General features: G+C 39.4%; 15 protein-coding genes. 6 read left to right on the forward strand and 9 right to left on the reverse strand.

Annotated features, from left to right (window positions below):
- Positions 1 to 63: 63 nt before the first annotated feature.
- From PAND9192_RS08010 to PAND9192_RS08045, 8 genes are all read right to left on the reverse strand, one after another.
- Positions 64 to 3342, reverse strand: coding sequence for a DEAD/DEAH box helicase (locus tag PAND9192_RS08010; protein ID WP_087853321.1), 3279 nt, complete (start codon positions 3340 to 3342; stop codon positions 64 to 66).
- 219 nt (positions 3343 to 3561) lie between these two features.
- A complete protein-coding gene (locus PAND9192_RS08015) occupies positions 3562 to 4464 on the reverse strand; it encodes a hypothetical protein (RefSeq protein WP_087853322.1) in 903 nt (300 codons plus the stop codon).
- A 2-nt stretch (positions 4465 to 4466) separates the two neighbouring features.
- Positions 4467 to 5909 carry an AAA family ATPase gene (locus tag PAND9192_RS08020; RefSeq protein ID WP_087853323.1) on the reverse strand — a complete coding sequence of 481 codons (1443 nt, stop codon included), beginning with the start codon at positions 5907 to 5909 and terminating at the stop codon, positions 4467 to 4469.
- Between the two features lie 51 nt (positions 5910 to 5960).
- Positions 5961 to 7133, reverse strand: coding sequence for a restriction endonuclease subunit S (locus tag PAND9192_RS08025; protein WP_087853324.1), 1173 nt, complete (start codon positions 7131 to 7133; stop codon positions 5961 to 5963).
- A complete protein-coding gene (locus PAND9192_RS08030) occupies positions 7130 to 8707 on the reverse strand; it encodes a type I restriction-modification system subunit M (RefSeq protein WP_087853325.1) in 1578 nt (525 codons plus the stop codon). Before PAND9192_RS08030 ends, PAND9192_RS08025 begins: the two co-directional genes overlap by 4 nt.
- A 161-nt stretch (positions 8708 to 8868) precedes the next feature.
- On the reverse strand, positions 8869 to 12306 hold the full coding sequence (locus PAND9192_RS08035; protein ID WP_087853326.1) for a DEAD/DEAH box helicase family protein: 3438 nt from the start codon (positions 12304 to 12306) through the stop codon (positions 8869 to 8871).
- Positions 12307 to 12385: 79 nt separating this feature from the next.
- Entirely contained in the window at positions 12386 to 13870 is a 1485-nt protein-coding gene (locus PAND9192_RS08040) for a sigma-54 interaction domain-containing protein (RefSeq protein ID WP_087853327.1), read from the reverse strand.
- A 290-nt stretch (positions 13871 to 14160) separates the two neighbouring features.
- Positions 14161 to 14343 carry an AlpA family transcriptional regulator gene (locus PAND9192_RS08045; protein WP_087853328.1) on the reverse strand — a complete coding sequence of 61 codons (183 nt, stop codon included), beginning with the start codon at positions 14341 to 14343 and terminating at the stop codon, positions 14161 to 14163.
- Positions 14344 to 14521: 178 nt separating this feature from the next.
- On the opposite strand from PAND9192_RS08045, the gene radC reads away from it, so the two are divergent.
- The 3 genes from radC to PAND9192_RS08060 all read left to right on the forward strand — a co-directional run bounded on the left by radC (position 14522) and on the right by PAND9192_RS08060 (position 15926).
- Positions 14522 to 14992, forward strand: coding sequence for a RadC family protein (radC, locus tag PAND9192_RS08050; protein ID WP_058119145.1), 471 nt, complete (start codon positions 14522 to 14524; stop codon positions 14990 to 14992).
- Positions 14989 to 15414 carry a DUF2787 family protein gene (locus PAND9192_RS08055; protein WP_087853329.1) on the forward strand — a complete coding sequence of 142 codons (426 nt, stop codon included), beginning with the start codon at positions 14989 to 14991 and terminating at the stop codon, positions 15412 to 15414. The genes radC and PAND9192_RS08055 overlap by 4 nt, the downstream gene beginning before the upstream one ends.
- 62 nt (positions 15415 to 15476) lie before the next feature.
- On the forward strand, positions 15477 to 15926 hold the full coding sequence (locus PAND9192_RS08060; RefSeq protein WP_087853330.1) for a DUF2787 domain-containing protein: 450 nt from the start codon (positions 15477 to 15479) through the stop codon (positions 15924 to 15926).
- An 83-nt stretch (positions 15927 to 16009) separates the two neighbouring features.
- Here the strand turns inward: PAND9192_RS08060 and PAND9192_RS08065 are convergent, their stop codons facing one another.
- Positions 16010 to 16675 carry an inovirus Gp2 family protein gene (locus tag PAND9192_RS08065; protein WP_087853331.1) on the reverse strand — a complete coding sequence of 222 codons (666 nt, stop codon included), beginning with the start codon at positions 16673 to 16675 and terminating at the stop codon, positions 16010 to 16012.
- A gap of 461 nt (positions 16676 to 17136) precedes the next feature.
- On the opposite strand from PAND9192_RS08065, the gene PAND9192_RS08070 reads away from it, so the two are divergent.
- From PAND9192_RS08070 to ylqF, 3 genes are all read left to right on the forward strand, one after another.
- Positions 17137 to 18057 carry a hypothetical protein gene (locus PAND9192_RS08070; RefSeq protein ID WP_087853332.1) on the forward strand — a complete coding sequence of 307 codons (921 nt, stop codon included), beginning with the start codon at positions 17137 to 17139 and terminating at the stop codon, positions 18055 to 18057.
- Positions 18054 to 18569, forward strand: a complete 516-nt coding sequence (locus PAND9192_RS08075; RefSeq protein WP_087853333.1) for a macro domain-containing protein — start codon at positions 18054 to 18056, stop codon at positions 18567 to 18569. The genes PAND9192_RS08070 and PAND9192_RS08075 overlap by 4 nt, the downstream gene beginning before the upstream one ends.
- Positions 18570 to 18829: 260 nt before the next feature.
- Positions 18830 to 19786, forward strand: coding sequence for a ribosome biogenesis GTPase YlqF (gene ylqF, locus PAND9192_RS08080; RefSeq protein WP_061000665.1), 957 nt, complete (start codon positions 18830 to 18832; stop codon positions 19784 to 19786).
- Positions 19787 to 20210 lie beyond the last annotated feature (424 nt).

The raw sequence follows: 20210 nt of genomic DNA on the forward strand, positions 1-20210 counted from the left end.
GCTTCCCTGTGAATAAAAAATAATTTCTATATAAAAAACTTAATATTCAATTTTTGTATTACTTTATTTTGAACACCACACTCGCAGTTCAGCCAATGTTGTTTTCTTTATGAAAAGTTCTGTTGTTCCAAGTAATTTGAGCATTTCTTCTGTAATTTGCTGTTTGCTCACACCCGGTTGCACCACTGCGACCTGAAACTCGATAGGAGTGGTACGCGAGCGATTCTTTATGCTCTCCAACTGAGTCATATTGCCTTTCAGAAAACGGCTTTGACCTCGCCTTTTCCAAGCTCCCTCACGCTTTTGAATATGTTTGTATAAATAAGGAAGACCAACATGCTTCCAACGCACAGAACGTTGAGCTTGCCCGCAGACTTCATAAAGATCACTCAGTCGTCTTCCTGGTTCACTACCATGAGAGTATTTGCAGTGGTATAGGCTTAGAATTATCTTGTCAGGTAGAGATTTAATCGCCACTAAATCAGCAGCTTCTCCATGGTCATCATCATTGATGACAATGTCGTACTCAGAGTCGATAAGCTGCCAAGTTTGGTGCTGTACTGTATCAGTATTTAAGTTCGCGCCCATTGACTCTTTCGTTATGTCTACAGTCCATTCGACGGGATTCAAAGCATCAGAAGAATAGCTACCGATATTGTCCTTCACCTCTACCCAGTAACAGTTATAAGAAAATGAGCCATCAGCGTAATAAACGAATATTGGATCGTGGTACATCTCTTCTATAAGCATTCTAGGTTCAGAATTTCCTACTTGAATTGAGACCTGCTCACCTTCTAACAATTGATAGTCATAACCTTTGGATAGATCTCGATCGATCAGCAATTTGTATTTTGATGTGTTTTGAAAAGACTCAAAAACTAGAATGGGTTCTTTAGTTTGTGCATCCCATGTCACGTTTAGGTCGACTTCGTATAAGTAGAATGAAGATGAACCAAAGTATATTTTGACGCCTTCTTCATTACGGGCTTGAAGTTGCTCACCCCACTGTATTGATATCGGCATATAAGGATGAGGATTGTCTATTTTCTGAGGTCTCAAGAAATCACGTGTAATGTTTGTATCATCATTACCACCCTCAACTACTTTATCCCACGCTGCTTTTGCCCAGAGTAACCAGTCCGCGATTGAACCTGCTTTTGGAGACCAAACTTTGCCTTTACGTTCAGAACAGCCCCACAATACTTTATTACCATCCTCATACCCCATTGCTGCAATATTACTGAGAGTTGACGCTGATTTTTCAACTGCGCTTAGCCCCTCGGTAACATTTGGTCCAAAGAACTGCGTAAAGCTAATCGCTCCGTTTTGCGCAGAACCAAGATTATTCACCAATGGGTATTCGATGTTATTGAGAACATTAAAAATCTGTTTTCCCGACATAACATAAGTCGACTCACCACATAATGTTTCAGCCAGTACTTCTACTTTGAAACCCTTATAATCATTTGAATAAATGAGTAAAGCGTTACGTTCATTATCCCAATGAGCTATCAGTATTTTGTAGTTGATGTCTTTAACATCTTTAAAGTGACCCCATTTCACAGACGTACTGGCTACAGCCAACAACACCAAAATATTTTCCTCAGTTGAAATTGAATGCCACATTTCATCATGACTGAATTTGATATCCATGAAATTCTCAGGATTCCAATTTTCACAATCTGTCTTGAATAACATAGCAGAACAAGATGGTCGCAAGTTCCAAAGCGAAAGTTGTTCGTGCAAGTCCCCCTGCCCTTTGAGTGAGTCAACAACCTGTTGCAATCGCACTTCTCGTTCAATTTGATTCTCAGATAAACGCCTTAATACTTCATCCCAATCGGCACCAAGTGCATACAACTTCTGCAATGCACCTTCAACACCAGGGTCAGCTATATTCACAACAACGCTTGCAGAACCGAGTGTTTCTTTATGAGAAACACGGGTAAATCGCCCAATAAACTGTAACGTTATCGCCAAACTTTTATGATGGTCATGAATAGCAGCAATTTTTAAGTTAGGTAAATCGTAACCTTCACCTAACATATCGACGCAAACTACTACTTTTGATTCTCTTGAACGCAAATAGGCTAGTCGCTGATTTTGTACCGTTTTAGAAAGGTCAGAATGAACTAATACAGGTTTAAGTTCTGGTGCTAATTTCTGATATAGAGCAAAGACTTCTTTCGCTCTCTCTTTAGTTTTCACTCTAGCCATCATTAAGTGGTCGAGCCCTAAATCCATATCATGCTTTAGCAACTTAATCGCTTTATCTGCTATAGCGAGATCCATGGAGTCTTGGAAATATTCCTCTACGGGTTCGAGCTGTACATTCGTAAAATAGCCTGCTTTTTGAGCTTCTCCCATGGTGTAGTTGTAAATAATTTTTGCACCCAAGCTCTGAGTATCATTACGGAAAGGCGTAGCGGTAAACTGAATAACTCTTTTTCCAACAAATTGCTCTTTTATTTCATTCCACGTACTCGCTGAAATATGATGAGCTTCGTCAACAAACAGATGGCTACAAGCATTGCAGATTGTTTCAAGTACACCTGAGTTAGCAAAACGTGATTTCAATATTTGAGGCGTTGCAACTAGCACATTCGCGCTGTCGAGCAGCTTCTGCGCCTCTTCTACAGTCTTAATGCCCTTTTTGATCTTCACTACAGCAGGGTGAAGAATTTCCTCAGGGACAACACCAAGCTCAGCCAAGCAACCAAGAGTTTTAAATTTATCGCCAACTTGATCTCGTAACGAATTTGAAGGAACCAACACCAGAACTTTTTCGCAGCGATGGTAGATCGTAGTCGCCAACATAGTCTCTGTTTTGCCTGTTCCTGTCGGTAGGACTACTGTACTAGGCTCAATATTTGATGATCTTGAAAATTCAGCAGAGATTGCATGAAGAGCCCCAATTTGAGGCATACGCAATCCTAAGGTATTTGACTCTTTGTCCTCGGCTTTAAACATAAACTGGTTCTGCCAGGATTGAGAAATTTGCAGGGGTTTCAAATCGTTTAATGTCGTCAACGGATGGTTTAACCATCGAAGTTCGGATTCAACGGCTAGCGACTTAAAACTTGCAGGCTTTAGTGTGTATAAAACTGGGTAAGCTTCAAGGTGCGAAACACAAACGCGCTTACTTTTGACGACATAAAATTGAGCGAAGTCTCCTCCAATTGGCGACTTACAGATAACGATATCAGCGTTATCTGTAGCAGCTATTGAGGCAGTGAGCTCAAACGAGCGACGTCCGAATCTCTCGACTCTATTTCCAGATACTTGGATATCTGGAAACGAAAATGATGGGATGGTTAAAGTAGTAAGATTAGCGTCTGTCATATTCGATGGCACCTCGATTCGTAAATGTTGATACAACAATGCAATCAACAAGCATACCAAACGCTAACATCATGATTTAATTGAATCTTTGCAAGTCATCACAGTTTTATATTGTAATAATATTTACCAATAGTAAATATTATTACCTCGAATTGGAGCTATAAAAAACCGCCATGCAGTGGATGGCGGTTTAGTCTTTATGGTTCTAGTGTTTATATCCTACGTGCCAACGATGACAATTGGGTCTCCTTGACGTGGTCCGGAATTAGAAAATTTTTTGAACTCTCTGTCACGGGCTTGCTCTGTCAGTCTACTTATATTTACATGCATTTCATTACCAGACTCTTGCCAACCGTGTCCAAATTGGTACCCCACATTTTTAGTCAGTATAAATCTATCGTGTATTAATTGAGATGGCCAAATCCATAGCTCTATACAGAATCCAGCAGGAAGTTCGGGGTGAACAAGTTCTTCCATCCATTGCCTTAACTCTTTTTTACTTCTACCTTTCTCACGATCTTCAACTGTATGAATAAAGACTTTTTTACAAGCAACTCTTCCACTAACTATGTTCGTTACGAAACTATTTAAAGGCCTGCGATACTCGATCTTTGCAGGATCAAAATATGGGTCAACGAATAGACCTACACTAGCTAGGCGTAGGCTATTTTTTATTGTGTTAGCCATATCTTCCGCTTTTCGAGGTGACGTCGCATCTTTTTCCAAATGCCAACTCGGCGGCTGAAAGTGTAAAAAATTCGTATAGTCAAACTTATTATTAGCGCCTAATGTAGCAGCACTCGATATTATTGCACCAATGCCTAGTCGCTCTTGTGCGAACTTAGCTCTATCTACCCATTCTGTAAGTTCACTCGGTATGCTCCCAGCAAAAACAACAGAGGTTTTTGCCAAATACTTAAGTCTGTCAAAACACTTACGCCTTTCAAGTGTTGTCAACTGAATCCCCGATGCTTTAATTGCATCTTGTTGTTCTCGCTCCCACCTATTTGAAAGAGAGACAATAACCCTGCCATTCTCTGTCCCAAAATCGCTCAAAAAACGTTGTAACGAGTCTATGTTTCGACAATATGAATTGGGGTCAACAATATACTCTCTTAACATACTTAAGACTCACCATATCGTTCTTCAAAAAAGCCTTCCGGCCAATCAAGTTCAAAGTCCCCACTATCTGTAATACGCTGGCGTTGATAATGGATATTATCGTCATGCTTAAACACATTGATAACACTAATCTCATCAGGCGTTATAGAAAGAACCCCATCATCAACCGTTCTTCTGAGAAGACGCAACATCAAGTGCTCACTATGCGTTTCGATGAGAAACATTCTAGCTGGGTTATTCTTAACTGCTTCAATCATCATATCCCCCAAAGCTAACTGCCATTTAGGGTGAATATGCAGTTCGGGCTGTTCGCAAGAAACGATAAGCTCTCGCTCAAGTGAGGTAGCAACAACGAATGGGAACACTTGTGATACCCCGACACCAACGCTTGAAGGCAATAAAGGAATATCGTTGTGAGAATCCTTGAGGATGACTGTTCTCTCAATCAAGCTTGCTTCTCCGTGGGAAGGAGCTTCAACACAGTAGTTAGTGCCAAAGAAATCACTACTTGTAAATTTCTCGTTGGTCTTAGCTTTAACACTTTCATTCGAAAAGGCGAAAGTCTCCCAACCAGCTGTGCCGTCATACCAACGCTGAGTGTTCGTGCTTTTGTTCAATACGGTTGCTCGCGTTGGAACAATGCGTAGCGGGCCAATGTGAAGTAAGTCTACAAGTTTTTTCACTAATAGCTTTAGTGGTGCAAATGCAGCCTGCGATAGCGCAGCTTCGGCAAACAACTGTGCAGCAAGTGGGTGGTCTTCGAAAACATCAGACCAATCAAAAGGAGCATTAGATAGGTCAAGCCTCTTGTAGATGTTAGGCAACGCATCTTGGCTATTGATGGAGACATCTTCCCACTGACCAGAATCAAAGAGATTCTCAACTTTAAATGATTCATCTACTTCCCAATGTGGTAGAGGTTGATAGTGAGTAATTTGGCAATCTGGTCGACCGGCTTGAGCTGTTATTTTGAAATACTCAGTGCCTTGGGTTTTACATTCATATCGGCTGATATACGCACGTTTTTTGGTATGGTCCCATTTAATATCTAACTCAAAGGATACAACGTCAGCGTCTGAGTCTGGTATAAAGCCTAAATGAAATTCAAGCAGCCAACGCTCAGAATCAGACAAATAATCATCCCAAATATCCGCAGCACCATCCCTGAAATCAAGAGTTGCCCCTAAAGTAATAACACCATCTAGATCTTTTCCATGAACCAAGTTTTGAAAACCGCCAAAGTAGAGTGACTCCCCTGCGATTGAACTGTATTGCGCATCAAAATTACGTTTGGCGACCACTTCATAAAGATACAGCAGTGCATGTAACACTGTGCTTTTACCAGTACTGTTCGCGCCAAAGAACAACGTAATGGGTGCCAGTGGAATCGTGGCTTTGTTCTTAATGCCTTTAAATCCACCAATGGTAAGTGATGTTATTTTCATTTTTACCTAACCTTTGATCAAAAAAGAGGCATCCGAAGATACCTCTGAAATTTATAGCTGGCCTGAGAATACTTTTTGGGAAAGAGAGTTAAACAACTGTTCTTTGCTCTCTTCACTAACTCTAGTTCTATTTAATATCGAATTAACTTTTTCTACAATCATAGTAAACTTTTTCTGCTCAGAAATCGGTGGAACAGGCATATCTAAGTCCCGTAGTATTGCCAAGTTGATATTCTTCTGAGCTGACTCTGGTGCATTAGCTTCAAGAATTTTCTGCAAAAAGGAAATCCACGCCTGAACATATTCAGTCGTGGTTTTCGAATTTGGAGTAAATCCGACTACACTGTCAGGAAAGCAAGCATCAAAAGTTAAAATGCCTGTCTTGGCGATATTAGCTGCAATCGTGATACATAAAGTACCAGCAGGCCATTTTTTACTTTGAGCTAATCCAAAGTCAGAATAAGTTGAAGTATAGCTTCTCAGATACCCTTTACTATTTGCCACATCACCCGTTTGAACTAATGGGTGTAGCCCTCCTAATAGTTTTGGGTCATTTCGAGGTCTATGTTTTGATTTACCACGGTCTAATGACCCAACATTTGCAAACTTTTCAACCTCCCACCCCTTCGGATTCATCACCGGATCACCAAACATATCCAAAAACACGCTGCGTAAGAACTCGTCGGCAAGGTCAATGGCTTGCTTACGTTTCTGGCGAATGGCATCGGCTTTATCCAAAATGGCAGCAATGCGTTTTTGTTCTTCTAGTGGTGGGAGTGGGATTTTACTATCTTTTATAATTTTATCTGAAACAGCAGGGTAATTAGCTCCGCTAGCCTTTGATATCATATTGTTAACAAACAGTTCTGTTTGCACCCAATAAAAGAGGTACTTTGAATCTAAAAGCTCCTCGTTTACTCTTAATACACAATATCCGGTCGAGGCAGTTGCCCCTTCAAATTCGCCAGGAACACTCGCCACTCCATTCAAATTTGGGCGAACAGTAGCCACTAGAATATCTTTCTCAGATACTAGTTGTCGTGCTCGGCTCGGCGCCTTACTCCCAAACAACTCTTGAACTTCGTCATCAATTATTCGTTTTGAGTCTTTATCAACAGAACTAAGATCTATGTATTTAATCAAAGTATCTCCTGCCTCTTTGGCAGGATTCCATTTATCAACGTTCAAAAGCAAGTCCTTTAATGGGCTCATTACAAAGCTCATAGCATCAACTCCAACTCATTAAGATCAGCCAGAATCTCGTTTTCTAACGCTTTCAGTTTACCAAGGATCACTTTAGGTTCTTCGTAGCTTTCTTGCTCGTACACCACTTCTTTATATTTGTTAATCGACAAGTCGTATTTGTTGGCTTTGATGTCGTCTTTCGCTACCAAGAACGCTTTTTGCGTTTTGTCTGACCACTGCTCGGTTGATTTGCCAGCCATTACCGCTGCTTGGTAGGCTTTGTATTGCTTAACCAGATCAGGCAAGTCGTTATCTTTTATTGGAGTACGCTTATCATCAAGCGATTTACCATCAGCTTGTACATCGTAGAACCACACATTGTTAGTACTACCACCTTTGGTGAAAATCAGGATTGCGGTAGAAACACCCGCGTATGGCTTAAAGACGCCGCTTGGTAATGAAATCACCGCTTCCAACTGGTTGTCTTCTATTAAGTGTTTACGTAGGGTTTGGTGCGCTTTAGAGCTACCAAATAACACACCATCAGGCACGATGGTGGCGGAACGACCGCCAACTTTCAGCATTCGCTGGATCAATGCGACAAACAGCAGTTCGGTCTTTTTGGTTTTGACCACTTTCAGAATCGCAGGATCGACGTCTTCTTCATCTAAGCTGCCTTTAAACGGTGGGTTTGCTAGAATGATATCAAAACCGTTTTTCGCTTCATCAGGAAAGCGCTCAATAAAGCTTTGACTTAGTGTATCTTGATACTGAATATCAGGTTGTTTAATGCCGTGCATGACTAGATTCATTGCTGCAACACGCAGCATGGTTGAATCAAAATCGAAACCATGGAACATGTCATAATCAATATGCGTGCGTTTTTCTAACAAATCACCTGCATAGAGGTAATTAAACACTGGGTTACCGTACACATCGAGTACAGGCTTACCCTCAGTATCAAATGCTTGCTCTTTCTCTATGCCTTCTGGTGATGAATACTTTTCTAGCAGATATTCATAGGTCGAAGACAAGAAACCACCCGTACCACACGCTGGGTCACACACTCGATGGGTTTCTTCTACATCGAGCATTTCAATCATGGCGCGAATAATATGACGCGGTGTACGGAACTGACCGTTAATGCCAGCGGTAGTCAGTTTAGACAGTAAGTATTCGTATAAATCGCCTTTTACGTCTTTATTTTCTAAAGGCAGTTCACTGACTAACTCCACTGCTTTCACCAATAGTGATTGTTTTTGGATCATCAGTTGGGCATCTTTCATGAAGTCTGCAAACAGCGAGTCATCAAACGTGAGTTCTTTAAAATACGGAAAGAGCTCATCTTTCACTAATGGATATAACTTTTCTGCACCAAGATGGCGGAAGTTTTCCCAACGAATATGCTGTTTATCGTCAGGGAAACGACGATTAAATGGTTTACCAGTACGAACGTTGCGTTTTTCATCGTTACGCTCATTCATGTCTAACATTCGGGCGTACAGTAAATAAGTAATTTGCTCAACAACAGTTAATGGGTTGGTAATACCACCAGTCCAAAACTCTTCCCATAACTTGTCAATTTGGCTTTTCAATGCGCCTGATGTGATCATTTTTATTCTCTTTAATTATTGCGTTGGTCGTGCAAATATGTTGCCAACACCTTATTTATTGTCGCTAAAAACTGCTTGAGCATTTAATGCCTTAACGTTCCAATAAAGGCAACAACACTAATGAATGATAGTGTACTTAGCTAAGTCGGTATGCCAAAGTCTTAATTGACTGCTTTCTCTACACTTGATTGTTTATTCCCCAAATGAACACTGAAGCGACGCACAAATTGTTCTACTACATTTGCTTGTGCTGGGTTTGGAAATACCCCATCTAATCCAGCATCATCAATTTGGTTAAACGGAGCGTCGTATAGCTGCTCGATATCAACACTGCCATAGCGACAAAGGTGATTTTTAAGCATCCCAATAAATCGTTGCTGCCTTGCATTTAAGTGTGTATGTACTTTTTGCACGAAAACAGTGAACTCATTTTCTATTTGTTGCGCATCCATACCGACAATAGTACGCAGAATTTGATCCAGCCCTGCGGTTGATTCTGGGAAGAACTCTTTCAGTGTGAGCAAGTCAACATTAGGGTTTTGCGTCAGAACCAAGGCGCTTAATGTCGCTAAGTCGGTTTCTGTTACGGCTTGACCACTACGAATTTTTTGTAAAACGTCATTAGTGTCAAACAGTGGCGTTAAGGTCTTTTCTACCTCTTGGCGGTAGATTTCATAATCAACCGTGATGATGTCTGTTTTGATCTCTTCAGTTTGATAAAGGCTTTCATCTTCACGCACATCAATTACGGGGATTTGGGTTGATGCTGGTGCAATCCCTTTATCACGTAAGTGAATCACACTACGCAAGTTATGGCGACATGCCTCAACAGCAAAGTAATCGGCATCACTTAAGTAGTTCTGTTGTTGTATCTGTTTGATTGTGGTTGCTTTGCTTCGCACTTCATTTAGGTGCATAGACAAGCTAGTCACCTTATCTAAAATAGGTTGCGCTTCAATATCAACCTTGCTTGGCTGTTGTAATTTCGTCAGTTGCAGTTGAAGAAATTGCAGATCTAAACGAAGGGCTTCGCTTTCGCCTGTGGTTTTCTTCCATTGCATCAATGGCGCCATTTCATCAAACAACAACGTTTTGGTATCTGGCGCCATTTGCATTAAGCGTTTTTCTTCGCTCAATTGGGCTTTCAACTTCCACTTTTCACGCACAGCAATGGTTTTATCATTAAGCGAATCGATATCCGCTTTGATCTGGTGAACAGCATCAGCAAAAATCTCCATTTCTGCTTTCTTTAGTGCTTCAACAGCCAAGTTGAGTTTGGCTTCAAACACTTTTTGCGGCAGAGATTTGCTATGTGAACCTTCATCTTCTTCTGGGTTCATTTTGAAGTATTCAAAGTTGTCCCAATGGTCAAAAATTAAGAAGTGCTTTTTATCTAAACCAGGACCGTAGAGATTTGCACACAAGCGAGTACCACGACCCACCATTTGCCAAAATTTCACTTTCGATTTAATCGGTTTCGCAAACACCAAGTTGACACATTCAGGGACATCAATACCGGTATCTAGCATATCGACCGATACCGCGATGGTAATGTCATCGTCGTTCCCTTCTGCGCTTTTGAAGTTGTCGATTAACTCTTCAGCCCGTTCGTATTTAGAGTGGATAACGCGGCAGAAATTACCGCCCAAATCTGGGTACATTTCACTGAAAAGTTCAGCCAATAACTCCGCGTGGGCAATACTGCGGGCAAAGATAATCGATTTACCCGGTAGTTGGTTATCTTTATCTTTTAAGCCTTTTTCCATTAAGTTACGAATGATGGCTCGGTTGGTGTCTTTATTGAATATCGCTTTATCGATTTGCTTGGAATCGAAATCCAAGGTATTAGGATCAATGCCCTGATCTTCTAACTCTGCAATTTGCTCATCAGTCAGTTCGCTTGCTTTGATCCCTTCACGTAAAAATTGCGTGGTATGAGTGACTACTTTAAACGGGACAAGGTTCTTCTCTTCGATCGCTTGCTCTAACGGGTAGTTTGCTGTGGGCAGTTTGTAGTCACAGCCAAACAATTGGCTAGTAGAGCGTGAGATCATTTCAACTGGCGTTGCTGTTAGCCCCACCTGTAGTGCATCAAAGTATTTAAATAGCTCGCCATATTTGTTGTAGATAGAACGATGAGATTCATCGGCTATGATCAGATCAAAGTGACCAACATCGAATTCTTCGTAGTTTTGGATCATGCCCGGGTACGTTGCGATTACGATACGTGCATTGGAAGCCGCATCTTTTTTACTTTTCCCTTTGATGAAAAGTGGCTCTTTGGTGTGTTCATTAAACGCATGACCTGCCTGTTTACGTAACTCTTTTCGGTCACATAAAAACAGAATACGCTTCGCCCATCCCGCATCAAGTAGACGTTTTGCTAATGCAATAGATACACGGGTTTTACCTGTACCTGTTGCTTGTACCACTAACGCTTTGCGGTGTTTGTCTGAAAAGCGTTCACAGACACGACTGATGCTTTCCATTTGATACATACGCCCTGCAACCTTGGTGTCGATAGGCGTGGTATTAAGATCTTGTTTAAGAGTACGTTGTTGGATCAGGTATTGAAGGCTGTCTTTGGCGTAGTAACCGAAAATAGCGCGTGGTGCATAGCCTTGAGCATCATCCCAAATATAAATTTCATACCCATTGGTGTAGAAAATCACAGGGCGTTGGCTGTAACGTTTTCCTAGCGCATCGGCATACAATTTTGCTTGCTCGCGCCCTGCTTTGGCATCTTTCCGTGTACGCTTCGCTTCAATAACCGCTAACGGTTTACCATTGTCGTCCCAGAGCACGTAGTCACAATAACCAATGCCTGTTTGCGTTGGCTGCCCATCAACCTCAAATTCTTTGGATACTTGCTCTGTATTCTCTTCATCAAGTGCAACATCCCAGCCACAGCTACGCAGGTCTGCATCAATGATTCGCTTGCGGGTCTCTTCTTCATTAAAATCAAAGCTGCTCTTCATTGCTAGCGTATTGCTACGAAGTTTATCCGCTTTGGCTTGATCCACTTGTGCTTTAAGCTGCGCCGCTTCTTTCTGAGCCTGTAATTGAGCAAGCTTAGTTTCTTCCAGCTCTTTCAATGCCTGTTTTAAGATCTCATCATGCTGTTTAAGCTTTTGTTGTAATTGCTTATTCTTGCGCTTAAATTCGCCTTTGGATTCATCTTCTCTTTGGCTATTTTCAGGTGTGGTAAACGATGGGCAATCTTCTAGTTTACCCTCGCCATATGCCATAAATAACCAGCAGCCAATGAAATAAGATTCTTTTAGCAACCAAATGGCATCGTGTTGGCTAACTTCGCCTTCATGCGCCGCTTTGTTTCCACCTCGACGAACAGCGTGAAACTTATCAACAATGGTTTTATCAACGATAGATGTGAATGAACCACTCACCAACTTATCGTGCATAGATGCGTTAGGTGCAACAGGAAGGTGAAGCTCGCGGTACAAGTAGCCTACAATTTTTTCGACGTAGCAGCGCAGTTTAACCAGTGCACTTTGCGGATCACTCACGGCATAGGTTTCAGCAAATGCGCCAAGCTCTGCCAACTCTGGCCACTGATTACGTAAATGTTCGAAATTCATGGACGTTTTCACCTTAGTTGCTCTCCTTTGATACCTATGCCTATCGCAACGTTTATGCCATTCGCTTTTCTTTGTTTCATCAAGCATCTAAATCGTACGTTTTGAGCCAATTATTCAATGTTTGATGATTTTTTAAACCTAATGATTTAGCAGCCTTAGATTTGTTCCCACAAGCAAAATCCATGGCTGAGATAATCGCATCTTTTTTAATATTATCAATATATTGCTGCAAATCCCCTGGAATACGGAACTTATCTTCAACTGACGGTATATTACCTAAACTTAAAGTTGCTGCTTCAATATCTGTACGGCTTAACACTTTATTTTCAGACCACAACGTAGCACGATTCAAAGTATTCCAAAGCTCACGAATATTACCCGGCCAACAGTGTGAAATTGTAAAGTTTATTGCAGCATCGGAAATATTTTTACTTTCAAACAGCGGGTGTGTTTCCATCTGTTGATTGATGTCTGCCATGAACGTGGTAATGATGTCGGGAATATCTTCAGGCCGCTGCCTTAATGGCGGTAATGTGATAACGCCAACAGCGAGGCGATAAAATAAATCTTCACGAAACGTTTCATCAGACACCATTCGAAATAAATCACGATGCGTCGCTGCGATTATCCGGACATCTACGGTACGGGTGGCGGTATCACCCACACGCGTGATCTCTTGTTGTTGTAACGCTCGTAATAGTTTGACTTGCACCACTAAAGGAAGCTCACCGACTTCATCTAAAAACAGTGTGCCGCCGTTCGCTTGCTCAAACAGTCCTTCATGATCACGCACAGCCCCCGTGAAGGCTCCCTTTCTGTGACCAAATAAAATTGAATCGACGAGGTTTTCAGGTAACGCACCACAGTTGACGGCTTTAAATGGCTTTTGCTGTCGGAGGCTGGCTTGATGAATTGACTTTGCAAGTACCTCTTTACCCGTTCCGCTTTCACCTAATAATAATGCTGGTAGATCTGAGTATGCTAAACGTTGCGCTTTTTTGACGGTTTCCTGCATTACGGCTGATTTGGCGGTTATTGAGCTAAAAGCACCCTCATTTTTGGGGTGTTTGGATACCAGTTGTGAAATTGCAGTAGATGAAGATTTAGCATACTCAGAGGCAAAATCTACCGGGATGTCGACATTATTGATTTCCCCTTGTGGCGATGTTTGTACGAACTGACATTTAGCATTACCCTTGCCAAGCAGTACTGATACAACAGTCATGGCTGGCGTACCCGATGTCAGATTGATATACACCTGAGTCGCATCTGAGGAAGCGCCACTCAATTGCTTTTGCATGACCTTCGTTATTGATAAATAATCAATGGGTGAAGTTAATCTGACTCGTTTTATCTCTACTGATGTTTTAGAACGCCCAGCGCATGCTAACTTTCTTTTTAACCAGTCCTTATAGTCGAACCATTCGTCATCCCATGTACTCGCAAGAATAACGATGCTATCAAGCATCGGCCCTCTAAGAGCGAGGGTTGCAATGGAAGCTGGTTTATCAAGCTTCATTTGATCTAAATCGGTTCGACCAAGCCAACTGAGTAATACTTTCATTTTATATTCTTTAGGCAACTTAAATAAAATAATGAAGATAATAAGATTTTTTATGTAATGTAAAATTACAGAAGAGCCGATTATTACCATCATTCAGCGTTAAAACTATAGGGATAAGTTATAGTGGCAACATAATATCAATAGGACTATTATCCTATTGATATTACCGATAATTCATATGGATAAGCAATATTCAAAACCTAATTTTATAGCCAACATCAACAAAAGAGCTAATAAACACAGAACACCTTAAGTTATAAAAATTTTCCGCTTAGAGATGAAAGCTTTAATTATGCATCTCTTACTGTCACTTTTTCTGCCATCCATAGCTCAATATCACTCTCAACCCAAGCCACAGCTCTGCCACCTAACGATACCGTTTTAGGAAAGCGCCCTTCTGCCATGTAATTATAAATACTTGAACGGCCTAAACCTGTTACGTGCATGACTTCTTTTAAGCGGATGAATCTCATGATGAATTCCTTTAAGTTGTTTCATTCATCAAATTGGCGGAATCCGTATTTTTTAATTATGCCCACCAGCTTCCATCATTCCGCCTTACCTCACAGCCCTCATAAATCCGAAATCAAAGAAATTTCAAACACATATCATCCTTGTGTAGAAGCCCATTAAGCATAAGGAATCAAGGCTATGCACAAACCAAACGACTATGTTGTTCATACTCCAATGACAGCAGATCAAGTATTAGAAAAAGCCGCAGAGATTGTGGCTAACCGATATTTACGTGGTGATGTATTTACCAATCCGCAAGCAACAAAAGATTTTCTACAATACAAAATGGCAGGCTATGAACGTGAAGTGTTTGCGGTATTGCTGCTAGATAACCAGCATCGGTTAATTGAATACCAAGAACTGTTCTTTGGCACTATTGATGCGGCAAGCGTGTATCCAAGGGAGGTAGTGAAAGTGGCGTTTAACTGCAATGCTGCTGCGGTGATCTTTGCTCATAACCATCCATCAGGAATCGCTGAGCCGTCTAATGCTGATAAACACATCACGCAAAAACTCAGAGATGCCTTAGCGCTGATTGATATTCGAGTGTTGGATCATTTTGTGGTGGGAGAAACGTGTGTCTCTTTTGCTGAGCGGGGGTATTTATGATTGAACAACACTATGGCGAATTACAATTGCCACTCTCATTACACCGTCACCTTGAAAAGCTATTGAGCGGTTATACGATCCCCGTTCAAGCGACCCGCTTAGTAATAAATTATAGGGCGTTAGATTATTATCAAACCAAACAAGGACTCCATCCGGTAGAAATACAACTCAAGCAAACTGGTGATCAATGGCTGGTGGTATTTATTGCCAGTTTTTCATTTATCAATACGCATCATAAATCTGTCGATGTTGAATTGTATTTTCACTTAATCAACCACTGGTGTTATCAGCCTGATGCTGGTGGCCGTTGTGACCTACTTCATCCAGCCGTTATTGATCTGTTCCGTACTTGGGTCGCAGCTTTTCTGCGTCACATTCAATACAAGCAATTCGATGATATTAGCCTAACTGTTCTGCGCTAATTCTTATCTAGTTTTAATACCTATTCCACAACCAATATCTTGTCGCCACAGGAGGCTTCATTATGTCTGTAATTTCATTTACACCTACTCTATTACCAGTTTCAAATAAGCTTAAATCGCTACTGAATCAAACGCTATGCGACTATCTCACTCAAGCAACACAACTCAATCAACAATCAGCAGATCGCTATACCTTCAATTTTAGAGACACTAGCTATGATGCTGAAAATGGTGGATTCCGTCCGGTTGAAATTGCTATTAATCAACAATCATCAGGAGAATGGAATATTGAATATATTACTGAGTTTGCGTACTTCGGAAATTATTACCCTGAGTTAGAAAGAAGCGTGGATTTCGATATTAGTAATAATTGTTGGTTTACTTCTTATAGTGGCTGGTTATCACTTAAAACCCACCAGCAAGATGCAAAAGAGTTATATCAACTATGGGAGGGTAATTTCTTAGCTTATGTTGATATGGATGCTTACGATCAAATAAAAATAACACTATAAGCATAAAAAATAAGAGCCCAGCACGGGCTCTTATTCTCAATTAATTCTCAAACACATATTACCTTAAAAAAAACACTTATTGATTACTTTAAGCTATAACCAAAACTCTTTTCTTTTGTACCAAATACCTTCGTTTCTAATTTAGCCAAATAACTTAAGCGACAAAACACTCGATTATAATCGCTAATATATGTTGAACTATTAATGTTCACACAATAGGTAGGTGTATCTTGCGGAAAATGAACATAACGACTAATTGAAAAATATTCGATACCAAGTGCACTCGCCCAGGCTGAATAAACCTTAGATGCTAGGTTATTACCACTACCATCATAATTACCTAGTGTAAAATAGGTATCATGGTTTAATAATAGTGCCACATGATAATGTGCTTGTTGAGATTCATTTTTTTCTTTCGTCCATATATATCTAATTGTACAGTCATGCACTCTTTTGCCTTCTCTTTTCTTGGCAATAAGATCGTATTTAACATGAGCTTTAAATGACTCAATAAATCTCGATATAACAGTAGAGTCATATACATTTGGCATATCAACACAATTAGGTTGTATTGGTAAATGTAAATCAAATCGAACCACAAAGGTTCTAGGGTGTTCTGTAATAGCTTTATCTAACACTACTTTAATTTTAGCTAAGTAGTCATCTATCATCGTATAACCAGGAATGATAGCAAGTCCCATATATGTAGGGTTTGTATTTTGGTTTAATTGTTGTAAATGGTTATTCATGTTTTATCTCCGTTAGTAATTACATAAGAGAGACAACATGCGTAATTTATTATTTAACCAATATCACTACCCCTTACATTACAGGTATTAGTAACCGTTATATTCATATCAAAATAAATATAATTCTAGTTATTGATAGTACTTTAAGTATTAGTGTTATTAGCTAACTGATATATTCCTTACTATTAAATATACTAGTATTAACATACAGACAAATAAGCTAATTAAAAACATCGAAGCTACCGAGAACAATGTCTACCTTATGACGGTAACTCCATAACTGTGCTACTCTGGAGATGTCCCGACTTCGCACCTACCACAACCCCAGTACCCACAAAGAACCAGCCGCATATAATTACTATAAATCGCTATTAAATTTATGCTAAAACCATCACAAAATCATCTTCAAACTTACTGTAAAATCACTATAAATGCTACATAGTAGATTTCGGAATATAAAAATGAAATTAAATATAAAAACTAAAAGTGAATTGAATTTTTATTGGTACTATCTTCATGCCATGACAAATAATTCAACAGATACAATACCACCTCAAAATAACAACATCCCATTATCAACCATTATAATGCAAGTAAAAGCAGAATCATTAATTGGAAATAAAGAAAAAACAAATGAAATATTCAACAATATAAAAGAGCTATATGACAATTCATTATTACAAGAAAATGAGCTAATATGGATAAAACAAAACAATGGCAGATTAACAAACTGGCTTTGGCATTTAATAATAAAATATAAAAACACTCTAAATTTATTTAATAAATATATTGGAATATCAAAGTATGACTATAATACTAACTCTGTAAGTTTGGATTTTTTTGATTATTTCTCTTTTAATAAAAAAGCTTATTCAACTAAAGAAAAAAATGAGTTAATCATAAAACTTTTTGAACTATCATCAATAAATAGGAATGATAAAATATCTCTTATAAATAAATTAAGAGATATATGGAATGAAATTATCACAATCGATAATTTAAAATGGATAATTTCAAACGATGATAGTCTCTATGAGTGGGCTATTAATTATTTTATCGAATATAATATTAAAAACTCAAACAATATAACAGATATCACAAACATAAGTTTTGAAAATAACTTTGATAAACTAGTATTGCTCATTGATTCTTGGGATGCTCATGTAGACACAAAAAAACTATTTATCCAATCAATTAAAAAAGCCTATGCGCAAAAGAAATTCAGAGATAAGCAAGTAGGTAAAAAGCAATGTTCATTTAATCTTTCACAAAAAAGTATTAACCAATTAGCTTTATTATCAGAGCTTCAAGGTGTACCTAAAAATCATATTCTAGAATCACTTATCAACAATAAAATACTTGAGCTAGGAGTAAAACAATGACAATCAAGATTATTACAGGTGATATAACGACCGCTATATCAGATGCTATTGTTAATGCTGCTAATTCTCGTATGTTAGGTGGTGGAGGCGTTGATGGTGCAATACATCGTGCTGCTGGACCTGCTTTATTAAAAGCGTGTTATGAAGTTCCTGAAATAAGCGGCATCCGTTGTCCTGTTGGCGAAGCCCGTATTACTGAAGCGGGAGAACTGAATGCTAAATATATTATTCATACTGTTGGACCAATGTATTACGGTCATAAAAATCCGGCACTCGCATTAGAAAACGCTTATCGACATTCACTGCAACTGGCTATTAGCCATCAGTGCCAGTCTATTGCATTCCCTGCTATCTCGTGTGGCATTTATCGTTATCCACCAGCACAAGCAGCTACCATTGCAATTAACGTCTGTAATGAAGCTGCATTTAAACAACTCGATATTAGCTTTTACTTATTTGATCAAAGCTTGGTTAATATCTGGCAACAAGCCTTAACTGCGACTGAGCAATAGCAGCTGAGCAATAACCATAGGTAATAGCGACTGAACAATAACTGACCATGCTTACCGTGCTATAGAGTCTAAATACATTAACGGGCAAGCATCCCTTAACAGTTATGGTAAACTCAGTGATAAGTATTTGTATGTAAGCGATAGCAGCATTACCAATGTGGATAGAAAATGATGTCCACTGCTATCTTTTACAAAAGTTTTTAGTACCCCCTGATGTACCCCATGGGGCTACTAGCAAAAATAAAGAGTATATAAATCAAATGAGTAGTCAGAGTATCCAGTGGTTCCCGGGCCATATGCACAAAGCCCGTAAAGAAATTGAAGAGGCAATGCCAAAAGTCGATGTGATCATCGAAGTGCTAGATGCCCGTATCCCTTTTAGTAGTGAAAACCCACTGATCAAATCATTCCGTGAAACTAATGATGGCAAACCGGTTGTTAAAGTACTTAACAAGCGTGATTTAGCTGATCCTGAAATGACTCAACTTTGGATCAATCACCTTGAAAAAGAACAAGGTGTAAAAGCAATTGCGATCACTACCGAGAATTTAAACGAAGTAAACCAGATCATGGATTTATGCCGTAAGCTTGCGCCACAGCGTGAAGAAGCTGGTAAAAAAATTCGTACGATGATCATGGGTATTCCTAACGTTGGTAAATCAACCATCATTAATGCCCTTGCAGGACGTACTGTTGCGATCACGGGTAACCAACCTGCGGTTACACGTCAGCAGCAACGGATTAATTTAGATAATGGTATTTTGTTATCTGACACCCCTGGAATTTTATGGCCAAAAGTGGAAAACCCGCACAGTGGTTTTCGTTTAGCGGCAACAGGTGCGATTAAAGATACTGCCATGGATTACATTGATGTTGGCTTCTTTACTATTGAGTACCTAATTAAAGCCTACCCTGAATTAATTAAATCACGTTATAACCTTGATGATGACCTTCCTGACTCTGAAATTGAACTAATTGAAGCGATCGGTCGCAAGCGTGGTTGTTTAAAAGGCGGTGGTCGTGTGGATTTACACAAAACGTCGGTTATTTTAATTAATGAATTACGTAATGGCACTTTGGGTAACATTACTCTTGAGCATCCCGAGATGATCACTGAAGAACTGATTAATGTTGCGATTGCTGAAGAACGTAAAACTGAAGAAAAAATCAAGAAGAAAGAAGAGCGTCGTAAGCGTTACCTTAAAAACAAACGTTAATTAATAAAACATTATTTTTTTACATAAGTTTTAATAGTCACTTCCATCTGTTTATTAATTTATATCTGATGAAGTGACTTTTTTTGAACTATCAATAAACACCTACCTCTCAGAAAAAAATTTATTGGTAATCATTAATTTTTTTCTTCTTAAATATCGGAAAATTAATCAATAAACTCAATTACAACACTAATGAATTTGTTGTTATTAATTGATTGATTCACCTCCGCAATGTTTGTAACCTATTAAATAACCGATATTTTTACATTGTTACTACTCTATTGAATGCATTGGATTAAACATAACTCTAATCATTTTTTTTATATCGATAACATTATAATTAAAAATATCATTTCGGATTAGTTTTTCTCATTTTACTCCCACCTCAGTTGCGTGAATAATCGCTCCGCTTTCAGTCGAAAGC

Origin of the sequence: Photobacterium andalusiense, assembly GCF_900185625.1 — a bacterium.
In the GTDB taxonomy this organism is placed as follows: Bacteria; Pseudomonadota; Gammaproteobacteria; order Enterobacterales; family Vibrionaceae; genus Photobacterium; species Photobacterium aquimaris.